The sequence below is a fragment of the Caulobacter segnis genome, from assembly GCF_019931575.1.
Lineage (GTDB): Bacteria > Pseudomonadota > Alphaproteobacteria > Caulobacterales > Caulobacteraceae > Caulobacter > Caulobacter segnis_C.
In genome coordinates this window covers 832,265-846,986 of the sequence record NZ_CP082923.1, presented here as the reverse complement: position 1 = coordinate 846,986, position 14,722 = coordinate 832,265, and the positions used below count along the sequence as shown (strand labels likewise).

Genomic DNA, 14,722 nt, shown 5'->3' with positions numbered 1-14,722 from the left:
CACCGGTATCGGAGCTTGACAAGCAGGCATTGTCGATCACTGATAACTTATCACTGATCGATTTGGAACAGCTTATGTGGCGGACTTGGTTGCGGGCCTCGCCCATCCTTGCCCTGGGAGCGCTGTTCGCGGCGGGGACGCTGGCCGGTTGCGGCGACAAGCCCAAGGCCGAGGAACCGATCGCCCCGACGCCGGTCGAGGCCGCGCGCGTGGCCGCGCCGGACGCGACCGGCGCGGTCACCGGAGCCGGCACGCTGGAGCGCCGCCGCGAGATGGCGCTGTCGTTCCGCATCCCCGGCGTGCTGACGGCGATGCGGGTCGAGGCCGGCGACCGCGTCCAGGCCGGTCAGGCCATCGCCGCCATCGATCCGGCCGGTGTCGACGCCCGCCAGCAGCAGACCACCGCCGACCTGGAGCGGGCCCGCCGCGACGTCGAGCGCGACAAGGCCCTGTTCGACAAGGGCTATGTCAGCCGCCAGCGCATCGACGACCGGACCAGCGCCCTGAAGGCCGCCCAGGCGGCCTATGACGCCGCCCGCTTCGACCGCCGCTGGGCCAGCCTGGTCTCGCCGGTCTCTGGCGTGGTGCTGGAGCGCCGGGCCCAGGCGGGCGAAGTCGTGGCCGCCGGCCAGGTGGTGGCGCGGGTCGCCGACCTGTCCAGCCCGCTGGTCCTGCGCCTGCCCCTGGCCGCCCGCGAGGCGACGCGCGTGCGGGTCGGCGACGTCGCCAAGGTCACGGTCGAGGACCTGAACGGTCAGACCCTGGCCGGCCGCGTCACCCGCGTCGGCGAGGCCGCCGACACCCGCACCGGCGCCATCCTGGTCGAGATCGAGCTGTCGGCTCCGCCGCCCGCCCTGCGCAGCGGCCAGGTGGCGCACGCCACCCTGCAAGTCCGCGCCGCGCCGGGCGCAGCCGCCGCCTTCACCCGCATCCCGGCCGAGGCGATGCTGGAAGCCAGCGGCCAGCGCGGCTTCGTCTTCCGCTTCGACAACGGCAAGGCCCGCCGCACGGGCGTGACCTTCGGCGGCTTCGACGGCGACGACGCCCTGGTCGCGGGCTTGCCGGACGGGACCCAGGTGATCACCGCCGGGGCCGGCTTCGTCGCCGACGGCGAGGCCGTGCGGGTCATCGATCCCACGCGGCTCGCCGCGCCCTCGGGTCGCTAGCCCGTGACGTTCGACCTCGCGACCTTCGCCGTCCGTCGCTGGCAGTTCACCCTCGTGGCCTTCGGCCTGCTGGTGGTGCTGGGGATCAACGCCTTCCTGAACGTGCCGCGGTCCGAGGACCCGCACTTCCCCACCCCGATCGTCATCGTGCGCGCCGTCCTGCCCGGGGCCGAGCCGTCGGAGATGGAGCAACTGGTGGTCGATCCGATCGAGGACGCGGTCGACGGCCTCGACAATATCGACAAGGTCGAGTCGACCAGCCTGGACGGGGCGGCCACGGTCCGCGTCCACTTCACCTGGGACGTCGACGCCGAGCGCAAGTACGACCAGGTGGTCCGCGAGGTGAACGCCATCCGCGGCAACCTGCCGGCCGGCCTGACCCTGCTGGACATCCAGCGGGTGCGGACCTCGGAGGTGTCGATCGTCCAGGTCGCCCTGACCTCCGACATCATGCCGATGCGGCGGCTGGAGAAGACCGCCGACCGCCTGCGCGAGCGGCTGGACCGCGTGCCGGGCGTGCGCGAGGCCAAGTACTGGGGCGCGCCGCCTTCCGAGGTGCAGGTCACCCTCGACCTGGCACGACTGTCGGCCCTGAAGCTGCCCGCCACCGCCGTCGCCGACGCCCTGAAGGCCAACGGGGCCGAGGCGCCCATCGGCGCCGTTCAAGCCGGAGAGCGGCGCTTCAACGTCAAGTCCGGCGGGGCCTTCCGCGACCTGGCGACCGTGGCCGACACGCCCGTGCGCTCGATCGGCGGCCAGGTGACCCGCGTGCGCGACGTCGCCAGCGTCGGCTGGGCCCAGCAGGAGCCCTCGCACCTGACGCGCTTCAACGGCAAGCGCGCGGTGTTCCTGACCGTGACCCAGAAGGACGGCCAGGACGTCGCCAAGATCACCAAGGCCGTGCAGGCGGTGCTGGACGACTACGAGAAGACCCTGCCCGCCGGGGTGAAGATGGAGCGCGGCTTCGTCCAGGCCGAGAACGTCCGGCACCGGCTGAACAACCTGTTTCGCGACTTCGGCATCGCCCTGGCCCTGGTGCTGATCACCCTGCTGCCGCTGGGTCCCCGCGCCGGCGTCGTGGTGATGGTCTCGATCCCGCTCAGCCTGCTGATCGGCCTGACCCTGCTGCAGGCGTTCGGCTTCACCCTGAACCAGCTGTCGATCGCTGGTTTCGTCCTGGCCCTGGGCCTGCTGGTCGACGACAGCATCGTCATCACCGAGAACATCGCCCGCCGGGTGCGCGAGGGCGAGGATCGGGTCGAGGCGGCCATCAACGGCACCCGCCAGATCAGCCTGGCCGTGCTGGGCTGCACGGCGACCCTGATGCTGGCCTTCCTGCCGCTGATGGCCCTGCCGGCCGGCTCGGGGGCCTATATCAAGTCGTTGCCGGTGACGGTGCTGTGCACCATCGCCGCCTCGCTGCTGGTCTCGATGACCATCATCCCATTCCTGGCCAGCCGCCTGCTGGACAAGCACTCCGATCCCGAGGGCAACGCCCTGTTGCGGGCGGTCAATGACGGCATCCACCGCTTCTACCGCCCGGTGCTGCACCGGGCCCTGGCGCGGCCGTGGCTGACCCTGGCCATCCTGCTGGCCATCTGCCTGACCCTTCCCGCTGGTGAAGCTGATCGGCTCGTCCCTGTTCCCCCAGGCCGAGACCCCGCAGTTCCTGATCCGTATCGAAACGCCCGACGGCTCGTCCCTGGCCCGCACCGACCGTGTGCTGCGCTATGTCGAAAGCCGCCTGAAGACCGAGCCCGACGTGGTCTGGGAGGCCTCGAACCTGGGGCGCGGCAATCCGCAGATCTTCTACAACCGGTCGCAACGCGAGAGCTCGACCACCTTCGCCGAGGTGTTCGTCAGCCTGAAGCGCTGGGAGCCGGGCAAGAGCGACGCGGTGCTGGACCGCCTGCGCAAGGACTTCAACAATTTCCCCGGCGCGCGGATCAGCGTGCTGACCTTCGAGAACGGCCCGCCGATCGACGCGCCGGTCGCCGTCCGGCTGACCGGCCAGAACCTGGACGTGTTGAAGGCCCTGTCGGCCCGCGCCGAGGCGATCCTCAAGGCCACGCCGGGCACGCGCGACGTCACCAACCCCGTGCGGCTGGACCGCACCGACCTGGACCTCGGCGTCGACGAGGCCAAGGCCGCCGCCCTGGGCGTGCCCGCCGGCGCGGCGCGCCGCATCGCCCGCCTGGCGCTGTCCGGCGAGGAGGCGGGCCGCTTCCGCGACGCGGACGGCGACGACTACGCGGTCAAGGTGCGGCTGCCGATGGTCCAGGCCGACGGCGCGCCGCGCAATCCGCTGTCGGCGCTGAAGGGCGTCTATGTCCCGACCGCCGACGGCATGGCAGCCCCGCTGGACGCCATCGCCACGCCGAAACTGAAGTCCAGTCCCTCGCGCATCGACCGCTTCGACCGCGAACGGACGGTGACGATCAGCGCCTATGTCCGCACCGGCTTCCTGGCCTCGGGCGTCACGCAGGACGCGGTGGCGCGGCTGAACCGCGACCTGCCCCTGCCGCCGGGCTACCGCCTGTCGCTGGGCGGCGAGGCCGAGGCCGCGTCGGAGAGCTTCGCGGGGCTGGGCGCGGCGGTGATGGTGGCGGTGTTCGGGATCCTGGCCGTGCTGGTCCTGGAGTTCCAGAAGTTCAAGACCGCCCTGGTGGTGGCCGGCATCATCCCGTTCGGGGTGTTCGGCGCGGTGCTGGCACTGGCCCTGACCGGCTATTCGCTGTCGTTCACGGCGACGATCGGGCTGATCGCCCTGATCGGCATCGAGATCAAGAACTCGATCCTGCTGGTCGACTTCACCGAGCAGCTGCGCCGCGACGGCATGAACCTGCACGACGCCATCGAGAAGGCCGGCGAGGTCCGCTTCCTGCCGGTGCTGCTGACCTCGGTGACGGCCATCGGCGGCCTGCTGCCCCTGGCCTTCGAGCGCTCGGGCCTCTACTCGCCCCTGGCCATCGCCATCATCGGCGGACTGGTGACCAGCACCCTGCTGAGCCGCGTGGCGACGCCGGTGATGTACTGGCTGACGGCGCGGGGGAAGGCGGAGCAGGTTTAGGGCGAAGGGGGCCTGGGCATCAGGCCAGCCGCGCCATAGGCCTCCACCATCTGGTCGAAGACCCGGATATCGCCCCGCCCGCGCGCCACCAGTTGCGCCCCCTCGATGGCTGCGAAAATGGCCAGAGCCCGGTCGCGCAGGTCCTCTGGCGGCAGCTCCGGATGGCGCGGCCCCAACAGGCGCGCCAGCCAGTCGACATTGGCTTGGCTGAAGGCGTCAACCGCCACGCGGACCTCTTCGGGCAAGTCGCCGTATTCGGCGGCCATCACGCCATAGAGGCACATGCGGTTGTCGTTCTTCAGCGCGGCGCGGAACACCGCGACATACTCGGCGAAGACCAGCGCCACCGGCGCGGGGCTCGAGATCAGCCGCTCGAAATGACTCACCGCGGTATCCGTGTAGCGGCGCGCCAGTTCCGCGCCCAGGTCGCCCTTGGTCGGGAAATAGTAGTGGATGCTGGCGCTCTTGACGCCGACCTCCTTGGCCAGCTCGCGGAAGCTCAGGGCGTTGTAGCCCTTGGCCTGCACGGTCGCCTGGGCGGCCTTCAGGATCTTCTCGCGGGTGTCGGTGGTGGTCATTGGCACTCCTATCTACCAGTAGATAGGCGTTGACTCCGGTCGAGGAAAGCCTCTATGCCGCGATTGATATCTACCTATCGATAGGTAGATTCATGGAGGACATCATGAAAATCCACGACATCCCCGGTTTCCCGAACCCGCTGCGCGTCCGCATCGCCCTGGCCGAGAAGGGCCTGAGCGACCAGGTCCAGTTCGTGAAGGTCGATCTGCCCGCCGCCGAGAACCGCGAGGCCGCCTTTCTGGCCAAGAATCCGACCGGGACGGTGCCGGTCCTCGAGCTGGACGACGGCCTGTTCATCGGCGAGTGCACGGCCATCACCGAGTACATCGACAATCTCGACGGCCAGCCGACCCTGACGGGCCGTACGGCGCGCGAGAAGGCGGTGATCCACATGATGCAGAGCCGCGCGGAGTCGGAGCTGATCGACCCGATCGGCGACTATTTCCACCACGCCACCCCGGGCCTGAGCCCCGCGCTCCAGGCCCACAAGTCGCCCGACTGGGCCGGCCGCGAGGACTTCGGCCGCCGTCGCCGCGTGAAGGCCGAGGCAGGCATGCGCTATTTCGACGGCGTGCTGCGCGACCAGCCCTATGTGGCCGGCGACCAGTTCTCGATGGCCGACATCACCGTGCTGGAAGGTCTGGTCTTCGCCGGCTTCGCCCAGATCCCCGTCCCGGCGGAATGCACCGCCCTGACCGCCTGGCGGGCGCGGGTGGAGCAGCGGCCGAGCGTCCAGAACCCGGCTTAGCGGTTCGCAAATCCTCCCCCGCGAGGGGGAGGATTGAATCACCCGCCCCTTGCCTATTGTACGATCGTATAGCAACACTCTCCCCTCTGTCTGGGGAGAGAGACGATGGCCACGACCACCACCCGCGACGCCGTGATCATCGGCGGGGGCCACAACGGCCTCGTCTGCGCCTTCTACCTGGCCAAGGCCGGGCTGAAGGTGACAGTCTGCGAGGCGCGGGGCGTGGTCGGCGGGGCGGCCGTGACCGAGGAGTTCCACCCCGGCTTCCGCAACTCCGTGGCCAGCTACACGGTCAGCCTGCTGAACCCACGCGTCATCGCCGACATGGGTCTGCGCGGCTATGGCCTGACCTTCCTGGAACGGCCGATCTCGAACTTCCTGCCGCTCAGCGACGACAAATATCTGAAGCTGGGCGGGGGGCTGGAGCGCACCCAGGAGGAATTCCGCAAGTACAGCCGCCGCGACGCCGAGGTGCTGCCGGCCTACTACGCCATGCTGGACGAGATCGGCGACGTGCTGCGCGACTTCGCCCAGGAGACGCCGCCGAACCTGGGCGACGGCCTGCCGGGCCTGCTGCGGGCCCTGCGCCAGGGCGGGCGGCTGGCCATGCTTTCCCGGGAGAGAAAGCGCGACCTGCTGGACCTGTTCACCAAGAGCGCCCGCGACGTGCTGGACGGCTGGTTCGAGAGCGACGCCGTCAAGGCCGCCTTCGGCTTCGACGCCGTGGTCGGCAACTTCGCCAGCCCCGACACCCCCGGCTCGGCCTATGTGCTGCTGCACCACACCTTCGGCGAGGTGAACGGCAAGAAGGGCGCCTGGGGCCACGCGGTCGGCGGCATGGGCGCGATCACCCAGGCCATGGCCAAGGCCTGCGAGGCCGCCGGGGTCGAGATCCTGCTCGACGCGCCGGTCGAGGCTGTCCACGTGGACGGCGACAAGGCCGTGGGCGTGCAGCTGATCGACGGTCGCCAGGTGATGGCCCCGATCATCAGCGCCAACGTCAATCCCGCCCTGCTCTACAAGAAACTGGTCCCACCCTCGGCCCTGACCGCCGACTTCCGCAAGACCGTCGACGGCTACAAGAACGGCTCGGGCACCTTCCGCATGAACGTGGCCCTGTCGGAGCTGCCCAGCTTCACCTGCCTGCCCGGCCGCGAGACCGCCGAGCATCACCAGTCGGGCGTCGTGATCGCGCCCAGCCTGGACTACATGGACGCCGCTTACCGCGATGCGAAGGCCGACGGGATCAGCAAGGCCCCGATCGTCGAGATGCTGATCCCCTCGACCATCGACACCTCGCTGGCCCCGCCTGGCCAGCACGTGGCCAGCCTGTTCTGCCAGCAGTTCGCCCCCACCCTGCCGAACGGCCGCGGCTGGGATGACGAGCGGGAGGCCGCCGCCGACCTGATCATCGACACGGTCGAGCGCTGGGCCCCCGGCTTCAAGGCCTCGGTGCTGGGCCGCACCCTGCTCTCGCCGCTGGACCTGGAGCGCAAGTTCGGCCTGGTCGGCGGCGACATCATGCACGGCCACATGTCGCTGGATCAGCTGTGGGCCACGCGCCCGTTCCTGGGCCACGCCAGCCACCGCGCCCCGATCCACGGCCTCTACATGTGCGGCGCCGGTACGCACCCCGGCGGCGGCGTCTCGGGCAATCCAGGCCGCAACGCCGCCCGCGAGATCCTGCGCGACAAGGACTTCGCCACGGCGGTCAAGCTGTCGGTGGTGGGGCGATGACCCAGATCCCCAACGACGACCCCCAATCCGACTGGGGCCTGCCGGGCTGGATCTATGGCAGCGAGCGCTTCTTCCGCGAGGAGCAGGACAGGATCTTCCGCCCGTCGTGGCAGATCGTCTGCCACCTGAACGACATCCCCGCGGCCGGCGACTTCCACACCTTCGACTTCGTGGGCGAGAGCCTGGTCGTCGTGCGCGGCAAGGACGGCGGCGTCCGCGCCTTCGCCAATGTCTGCCGCCACCGGGGCGCGCGGCTGCTGGACGGCCCCGTCGGCCGCTGCGGCCGGATCGTCTGTCCCTACCACGCCTGGACCTACGACCTGGACGGCCGGCTGATCGGCGTGCCGATGCGGGACGACTATCCGGCGCTGGACATGGCCAAGCAGGGACTGTCCCGGATCGAGACCGAGATCTGGCGCGGCTTCGTCTTCGTTCGGATCGAGGGCGAAGGCCCCTCGGTCGCCACCATGATGGCCCCCTACGAGGACGAGGTCGCTCCCTACCGCTTCGAGGACCTTCAACCGTTCGGCCGCGTCACCCTGCGGCCGCGCGAGGTGAACTGGAAGAACATCAGCGACAACTATTCGGACGGCCTGCACATCCCGGTGGCCCACCCCGGCCTGACGCGGCTGTTCGGCAAGGGCTACGGCGTCGAGGCCAAGACCTTCGTCGACAAGATGTGGGGCCAGCTGATCGACGAGCCCTCCGACAGCCCGTCCGAGCGCCTGTATCAGGACCTGCTGCCCGACGTCGAACACCTGCCGGCCGACCGCAAGCGGCTGTGGACCTATTTCAAGCTGTGGCCGAACTTCGCCTTCGACATCTATCCCGACCAGGTGGACTTCATGCAGTTCATCCCGATCTCGGCCGGCAAGACGATGATCCGCGAGATCGCCTACGCCCTGCCCGACGACCGCCGCGAGATGAAGGCGGCGCGGTATCTGAACTGGCGCATCAACCGCCAGGTCAACGCCGAGGACACCGAGCTGGTGGCGCGGGTGCAGCAGGGCATGGCCTCGCGCACCTTCACGGCCGGGCCGCTGGCGACCAGCGAAGTGTCGCTCCGGAGCTTCGGCCGCAAGATGCGGGCCCTGATCCCCGAGAGCCGGCTGGAGCGGCCGCCGGAGGGCTGGTGAGCCCGCCGCGCGCCGCCTTCACCCGCGAAGCCCCCGACGTCCGCCGCCAGGCGCTGGTGGCCGCCGCCGAGACCGTGCTGGCCCGCGAAGGCGTCGGCGGAACTAGCGTGCGGACCATCTGCGCCGAGGCCGGCGTCTCGCCCGGCCTGCTGCGGCACTATTTCGAGGGCGTCGACGAGCTGATCGCCTCGGCCTACGAGGCCGTCGGCCAGCGGATCGACGCGGCCCTGGACGCGGCCCTGGACGCCGCCGGCCCGGCGCCCCGCGCGCGGCTGCTGGCCTACCTCACCGCCAGCTTCGCCCCGCCGGTGCTGGATCCGCGCCTGCTGGCCGCCTGGATCGGCTTCTGGAGCCTGGTCAAGACCAAGCCGCGCATGGCCGCGATCCACGCGGCGTCGTACGCAGACTTCCGGGCGCGGCTGGAAGGGTTGCTGAAGGCGGCCGGCGCGCGCGAGACGCGCCTGGCGGCCATCGCCCTGACGGCGACGGTGGATGGACTGTGGCTGGAGCTGTGCCTGGATCCGACGACCTTCGGCCCGGACGAGGCGGCGCGGATCATCGCCCGCGCGCTGGAGGGATGGCTGCCCTCGAGATCTTCTGGGGACTGAGAAGGAACTTGGGGACTGAGAGGGAACTCCGGTCTTCCCGACAATGCCAGCTCAAGGAAGCGCCGGGGCGCGCTGTCGTTGCAGCGCCATTCCCACCACCCCGAGCGTCTCGGCGGCCGGCTGTCGCCGGGAAGACCGGATGCCCCCTAACTCGCGAACGCGGCGGGGCCGCCGCGCTCGAAACTCAAAACTAGGCCGCTACGGACTGATGTGCGGCGCGATTACGGCCCCAAGAAGGCGTCCGAACCTCGGGCGCGTCAACATGCACGTCGGCCTTGCGACCTTGCGCGCGCATGTGGCGCGCCAGCAACTGGCCCAGGGCCTCGGCCTCGTGTTGCGACGAGTACGAACCGATCAGCTCGGCCGAGTCGTTCCAGGTCACATGCCACACGCCGGCGACCGGGCGGACGTAGTAGTGATTCTCGGCCATCAAGACCTCCTTGGACGTACTCAACGTGGTGCTAACCACGTAGACATGACAGTTGTTTCGCTATCGCACAACAAAATTGCGCTGCGATGCACAATGCATGATCCGGGCCAAGCGCGACTGTGCAGTTCTTCACCGTCCGTCACGGTTCGTTCTTAACCACGACCCCGCCCTTCATCACCTTCGAGACGCGGGTCAGCGTCGAGACGTCCGCCAGCGGATCGCCCGCCACCGCGATCAGGTCGGCGAAGCAGCCGCCGGCGTCGCAGCCGACCTGGCCGGTCTTGCCCATCAGCTCGGCCGCCACGGTGGTCGCCGACTGGATCGCCTGCATCGGCGTCATGCCGTACCTGACCATGTAGGGCATCTGGCGCGCGTTCCAGCCGTGCGGATAGACGCCCGCGTCGGTGCCGTAGGCGATCTTCACCCCCGCCTTCACCGCCTTGCGGAAGCCCTCGCGCTGGGCGTCGGTGGTCTCGCGGTTCTTGCGGATCATGCCGTCGGGCCAGTGATGCTCGCGGCCGTAGGTGTCGATGAAGTCGCCGTTGTAGATGTCGGCCACCAGGAACGCGCCCTTGGCCTTCATCAAGGCGATCCCCTCGTCGTCGATCAGCGAGCCGTGCTCGATCGAGCGCACCCCGGCGCGGACGGCGGTCTTGATCCCCTCGGCCCCGTGGGCGTGGGCGGTGGCGTAGGTCCCGCGTTTGGCGGCCTCCTCGACGGCGGCCCGGATCTCGTCTTCCGACAGCTCCAGCTGGCCCGGCTCGGTGCCCTCGGTCAGCACCGCGCCGGTGGCGATCAGCTTGATGAAGTCGGCGCCGTGGACCAGCAGGTCGCGGACCTTGCGATGCACGTCGGCGGCGTCCTCGACGACGCCGCGCCGCATCTCGGCGGGGATCACGACGTCGGGCGCGAGGCCGGTGATCTCGCCGCCCCCGCCGGGCGCGGTGACATAGGCGCCGGCCACCGACATCCGCGGTCCGGGCACGAAGCCCTGGTCAATCGCGTCGCGCAGGGCCACGTCGCTGAACGCCCGCCAGGCGCCGACGTCGCGGACGCTGGTGAAGCCGGCCATCAGGGTCGTCCGGGCATGGGCCGCGCCGATATAGGCCTGCTCGGCGGCGCTGCGCAGCAGGGGCTGGGCGATGTTCTCGCTCTGCTCCTCGTCGACCAGGTGAGTGTGCATGTCGATCAGGCCGGGCAGGACCGTGAGCTTGCTCCAGTCGACGACGGGGCCGTCCTTGGGAGCGGCCTTCCAGGACGTGACCGAGGTGATCTTCTCGCCCTCGATACGGATCATCTGATCGGTCAGCATCTGACCAGCCTGGGGATCGACCAGCTTGCCGGCGTGGACGTAGGAGACCTGAGCCGCGAGCAGCAGGGCGACGATCATGTGAGAGCCTCGGGAACGGGACGCGCCGCGCGGGCGGTCAGGACGCGGACGGGCAGGCCGGCCAGCAGCAGGACCACGCCCCACAGGCTGGCCTGGGCGCCGGCGCCGTAGAGCGTCCAGATCGAATAGAGCGCCGCCAGGATCGCCAGCACCGTCAGCGGCGCGGTGGCCGCCATCCGCCCCTTCTGCTGCAGGCGCAGGGCGGCCAGGGCGCTGAACAGATAGGCGAACAGGTTGGCCGAGGTGGCTAGCAGGGCGATGAAGGTGAAAAGGTCGGCCATCGACTTGGCGTAGTTCATCAGCACCAGGCCGGTCAGCAGGGCGCTGGACAGCACGTGGGCCCTCACCGGCGTCCCGCGCTTGCCGACCTTGCCCAGCCAGGCCGGGAACACGCCATCGCGGGCCATGGCGTAGGGCATTTCGCCCTGCAGCAGCACCCAGCCGTTCAGGGCCCCGAAGGCGCTGATCGCGGCGAAGGCGGCCAGAACGAGCCGCAGGTCGCCGCCGCCGTGATAGCCGACGAAATCCGCGAACGGCGCGTTCGAGCCCTTCAGCAGGCCGACCGGCGACAGCAGCACCACCGCCGAGCAGACGACCAGATAGATCAGCCCGGTGAACGCGGTGCCGTAGAGCGTGGCGCGCGGGATGGTCCGGGTCGGGTCATGCACCTTGTCGGCCGGCACGGTGGCCGATTCCAGGCCCAGCAGGGCCCACAGGGTCAGGGTCGCCGCGGCGGTGATCGCCCCGGCCGACAGCTGCGCGGGCTCGAACGGCGTCACCGCCGCCGCGCCCTTCCTCGCCAGCACCACCACGGCCAAGCCGGCCACGGCCACCAGCGGCAAGAGCTTCAGGACCGTGGCGACGATCTGCAACCGCCCGGCCGAGCCGGAGCCCCAGCAGTTCACCGCCGTCAGCCCCCAGACCAGGGCGACGGTGACGATGGCGTGCAGTCCCGGGACCTGAGCGATGGCCGGGACGAACACCGACAGATAGCTGACGCAGCCGGTCGCGATCGCCGCGTTGCCGACCCACATCGAGATCCAGTAGGCCCAGGCGACCATGAAACCGGCGGTCGGGCCGAACGCCTCCTGGGTATAGGCCAGCGGTCCGCCGGCGCGCGGCAGAGCCTGGGCCAGGCGGGCATAGACGAAGGCCAGGCACAGCGCCCCGCCGATCGTCAGCAGCCAGGCGATGACCGCGTTCCAGCCGTACGGCGCCAGCGAGGCCGGCAGCATGAAGACGCCCGAGCCGATCATGTTGCCCACGACCAGGGCCGTGCACATCCAGAGACCCAGAGGACGGGCGTTTGGCGACGCCATGTTTCCCCCTAAGAACAAAGCAAAAGGGGCGGCCCTTTTCCGGACCGCCCCGCACTCACCCCACCAAGCTCTAGAATTCCTTGCCCACCTTGATCCCGACGGTGCGGGGCTGGTTCGGGACGATATAGGCCTGGGTTCCGCAGACCGACTCGGCGCATTCGGCGTAGCGGTTCAGGCTGGCCCGCTTGTCGAAGACGTTCTTCAGATAGGCCTGCACCGACCAGCCCTCCTTCGACACGCCGGTCGAGAAATCGACCACCGAATAGCGGCCCTGCTTGCCGATGATCTCGCGCTCCTTGAGCCGCAGGTCGGTCCAGTTCGAGGTCTGGCCCATGACCGCAACCTGCCAGAAGCCGTCATACTCGCCCAGTTGGTACTCGTAGCGAGCGGTGACGTTGGCCTTGAACTTCGGCGTGATCGGCAGGCGCGTGCCATCCGGCGCCTGCGGTCCGTCCGGAGCCTCCGCCGAGCCGACGGGGCAGACCGTGATCGGATTGCCGTCGTCGTCGGTGAAGCCGCAGTAGTTGGCCGACAGCTTGGCGTCGGTATAGGCGGCCGAGGCGTTGAGGGTGAAGCCGTGGACCGGGGCCCAGGTGATGTCGCTCTCGATCCCCTTGATGCGGGCCTGGTTGGCGTTCTTGATCTCGGTCAGGCCGTTGGCCCCCAGGATCGAGAACTGGAAGCCGGTCCAGTCCTCCATGAACACCGCGCCGTTCCAGCGGAACGCTCCGCCCCAAGACGTCTTCCAGCCCGCCTCGTAGTTCTTCAGGTAGTCGGCGTGGTACGGCGGCAGCGTGCTGCGCCGGTTGATGCCGCCGGGCCGGAAGCCCTTCGAGTAGGTGGCGTAGACCAGCTTGTCGCCATCGATCTTGTAGGTCAGCGTCACCTTCGGCGAGTTGCCGCTTTCCTTCACGCCCTTGTCCAGGTTCGTACAGGGCGAACCCGGCACCACCGCGGGCTTGAAGCAGGCCCGCTCACCGGTCGAGCCATAGCCCGCGCCGTAGCCGTAGAAGCCGACCAGCGTGTTGTGCGCCTTGAAGAAGCGGATCCCGCCCGTGATCATCAACTGGTCGGTGATGTCGTATTCGACCTGGCCGAACACGGCCTTGTCGCGGTCGACGCGGTTCTGCTTGGTCAGCCAGATCGTGCCGACATAACCCGGCACCGAATAGTCGCTGCCCAGGCCGTCGATCTTGTAGTTCTGGAAGATGCCGTGGGTCTGCTTCTGGTAGAAGCCGCCGACCACGAACCGGAATTTCTGGTCCTGAGGCGAGGCGATCCGGATTTCGTGGCTTTCCTTGCGGTAGCGGTCCTTGCCCTGGATGTATTGCGAGGGATTGACCAGGTTGCCGGCGTTGTCGGTCCAGTAGAAGCCCGACCCCATCTGATCGTAGAAGTACGAGTAGTCGGTGTAGTCCGAGTTCGTGACGTCGTTCCGCTTCAGGTACGAGCCGGCGTAGGTGACGTCGAGATTGGCCACCTGGCCCTCGATGGTCAGGGCCGCCTGGACCCACTTGTCCTTCGAGCTTTCCGGATAGAAGTGGGTGACCTTAAGGTCGCCGACCTGAGGATCGTAGGCGAACAAGCCGCCGACCTTCTGGACCTGGCCCATGACCGTGGGCGTGATGACCCAGTTGTCGTTCAGCTCGACCCGCAGGGCCGCCCGCCCGCCCTGGGTGTAGACGCGGTTATAGTCTTTCCACACCCGAGACTTGTTGTTGATGGTCACGTCATTGGTGGGATCGTCGTCGCCGCGCGTATAGGTGCGCGTGCCCGCCACATTGTCGATATAGCCAGCGTCACGCACGTCCCAACCGACCGCCCGCACGGCGATCTTGTCCGACAGCGGGATGTTCACGAAGCCTTCCAGGGTGTGGCCCATGCCGCCGTGGTCGACCTGGTTCACCTCGGCGTCGACCCCGGCCGCGAAGCCGACCGTCGAGGGCTTGTTGGTGATGATCCGCAGCGTGCCGGCCTGGGAGCTGGCGCCGTACAGCGTGCCCTGCGGCCCGGCCAGGGCCTCGACCCGGGCGACGTCATAGACGTGAATGTCCAGCGCGCCCTGGATGGTGGTGACCGGCTGTTCGTCCAGATAGACGCCGACGCTGGGCAGCGAGCCGGAGTGGTTGCCGTCGCCGCCGCTGGCCACGCCGCGCATGTAGACCTGGCCAAAGCCGGGGCCGCTGGTCGTGAACGAGACGCTGGGCAGGTACTTCACATAATCGACGAACGCGCTGACCTGCAGCTGTTCCAGTTTCTCCCCGCCGAGAGCCTGGATGCTGACCGGGACGTCCTGCAGATTTTCGCTGCGCTTCTGGGCGGTGACGACGACTTCCTCGAGCGCCGTATTGCCTGGGTTGGACTGAGCGTAGGCGACGCTCGTGAGCATGGTGGAGGCGAACAGGGCGGCGGAGCAGACGCCGACCTTCTTCAATTTAACCGATCCCGACGACATACAGTCGCTCCCCTTGGCGGTTCTGATCGAACGACGTTCGACCTGCCTTAAGCGTCCGGCAAGATTGGAAATTTCGGCCTGTCG

10 protein-coding genes and 1 pseudogene are annotated in these 14,722 nt (G+C 68.9%); 6 read left to right on the top strand and 5 right to left on the bottom strand.

Annotated features, from left to right (window positions below):
* Positions 1 to 62 precede the first annotated feature (62 nt).
* Positions 63 to 1,166, top strand: a complete 1,104-nt coding sequence (locus K8940_RS03965) for an efflux RND transporter periplasmic adaptor subunit (protein ID WP_223393233.1) — start codon at positions 63 to 65, stop codon at positions 1,164 to 1,166.
* Between the two features lie 3 nt (positions 1,167 to 1,169).
* Positions 1,170 to 4,236 (top strand): annotated as a pseudogene (locus K8940_RS03960) (efflux RND transporter permease subunit).
* On the opposite strand, the gene K8940_RS03955 reads toward K8940_RS03960, so the two are convergent.
* Positions 4,233 to 4,814 carry a TetR/AcrR family transcriptional regulator gene (locus K8940_RS03955; RefSeq protein WP_223393232.1) on the bottom strand — a complete coding sequence of 194 codons (582 nt, stop codon included), beginning with the start codon at positions 4,812 to 4,814 and terminating at the stop codon, positions 4,233 to 4,235. The pseudogene K8940_RS03960 and the gene K8940_RS03955 sit on opposite strands and share 4 nt — an antisense overlap.
* Before the next feature lie 104 nt (positions 4,815 to 4,918).
* Here K8940_RS03955 and K8940_RS03950 point away from each other — a divergent pair, with 104 nt between their 5' ends.
* The 4 genes from K8940_RS03950 to K8940_RS03935 all read left to right on the top strand — a co-directional run bounded on the left by K8940_RS03950 (position 4,919) and on the right by K8940_RS03935 (position 9,044).
* Positions 4,919 to 5,563: a glutathione S-transferase gene (locus tag K8940_RS03950; RefSeq protein WP_223393231.1), complete on the top strand. Its 645-nt coding sequence runs from the start codon at positions 4,919 to 4,921 to the stop codon at positions 5,561 to 5,563.
* A 105-nt stretch (positions 5,564 to 5,668) separates the two neighbouring features.
* Positions 5,669 to 7,300, top strand: coding sequence for a phytoene desaturase family protein (locus K8940_RS03945; RefSeq protein WP_223393230.1), 1,632 nt, complete (start codon positions 5,669 to 5,671; stop codon positions 7,298 to 7,300).
* Complete coding sequence (locus K8940_RS03940) at positions 7,297 to 8,436, top strand: aromatic ring-hydroxylating oxygenase subunit alpha (RefSeq protein ID WP_223393229.1); 1,140 nt, start codon at positions 7,297 to 7,299, stop codon at positions 8,434 to 8,436. The genes K8940_RS03945 and K8940_RS03940 overlap by 4 nt, the downstream gene beginning before the upstream one ends.
* Positions 8,430 to 9,044, top strand: coding sequence for a TetR/AcrR family transcriptional regulator (locus K8940_RS03935; protein ID WP_411675598.1), 615 nt, complete (start codon positions 8,430 to 8,432; stop codon positions 9,042 to 9,044). The genes K8940_RS03940 and K8940_RS03935 overlap by 7 nt, the downstream gene beginning before the upstream one ends.
* Before the next feature lie 190 nt (positions 9,045 to 9,234).
* Here K8940_RS03935 and K8940_RS03930 read toward each other — a convergent pair whose 3' ends face one another.
* The 4 genes from K8940_RS03930 to K8940_RS03915 form a co-directional block, all read right to left on the bottom strand.
* Complete coding sequence (locus tag K8940_RS03930; RefSeq protein WP_223393227.1) at positions 9,235 to 9,474, bottom strand: hypothetical protein; 240 nt, start codon at positions 9,472 to 9,474, stop codon at positions 9,235 to 9,237.
* Between the two features lie 139 nt (positions 9,475 to 9,613).
* Positions 9,614 to 10,864, bottom strand: coding sequence for a metal-dependent hydrolase family protein (locus K8940_RS03925; protein WP_223393226.1), 1,251 nt, complete (start codon positions 10,862 to 10,864; stop codon positions 9,614 to 9,616).
* Positions 10,861 to 12,183 carry an amino acid permease gene (locus tag K8940_RS03920; RefSeq protein ID WP_223393225.1) on the bottom strand — a complete coding sequence of 441 codons (1,323 nt, stop codon included), beginning with the start codon at positions 12,181 to 12,183 and terminating at the stop codon, positions 10,861 to 10,863. The genes K8940_RS03925 and K8940_RS03920 overlap by 4 nt, the downstream gene beginning before the upstream one ends.
* Positions 12,184 to 12,253: 70 nt before the next feature.
* Entirely contained in the window at positions 12,254 to 14,638 is a 2,385-nt protein-coding gene (locus tag K8940_RS03915) for a TonB-dependent receptor (RefSeq protein ID WP_223393224.1), read from the bottom strand.
* Between the last annotated feature and the right edge of the window lie 84 nt (positions 14,639 to 14,722).

Excerpts from the sequence above, each read along its gene's own strand:
- K8940_RS03930 (WP_223393227.1), bottom strand. The coding sequence starts at position 9,474 with ATGGCCGAGAATCACTACTACGTCCGCCCGGTCGCCGGCGTGTGGCAT.
- K8940_RS03940 (WP_223393229.1), top strand. The coding sequence starts at position 7,297 with ATGACCCAGATCCCCAACGACGACCCCCAATCCGACTGGGGCCTGCCG.
- K8940_RS03915 (WP_223393224.1), bottom strand. The coding sequence starts at position 14,638 with ATGTCGTCGGGATCGGTTAAATTGAAGAAGGTCGGCGTCTGCTCCGCC.
- K8940_RS03945 (WP_223393230.1), top strand. The coding sequence starts at position 5,669 with ATGGCCACGACCACCACCCGCGACGCCGTGATCATCGGCGGGGGCCAC.
- K8940_RS03925 (WP_223393226.1), bottom strand. The coding sequence starts at position 10,864 with ATGATCGTCGCCCTGCTGCTCGCGGCTCAGGTCTCCTACGTCCACGCC.
- K8940_RS03950 (WP_223393231.1), top strand. The coding sequence starts at position 4,919 with ATGAAAATCCACGACATCCCCGGTTTCCCGAACCCGCTGCGCGTCCGC.
- K8940_RS03955 (WP_223393232.1), bottom strand. The coding sequence starts at position 4,814 with ATGACCACCACCGACACCCGCGAGAAGATCCTGAAGGCCGCCCAGGCG.
- K8940_RS03920 (WP_223393225.1), bottom strand. The coding sequence starts at position 12,183 with ATGGCGTCGCCAAACGCCCGTCCTCTGGGTCTCTGGATGTGCACGGCC.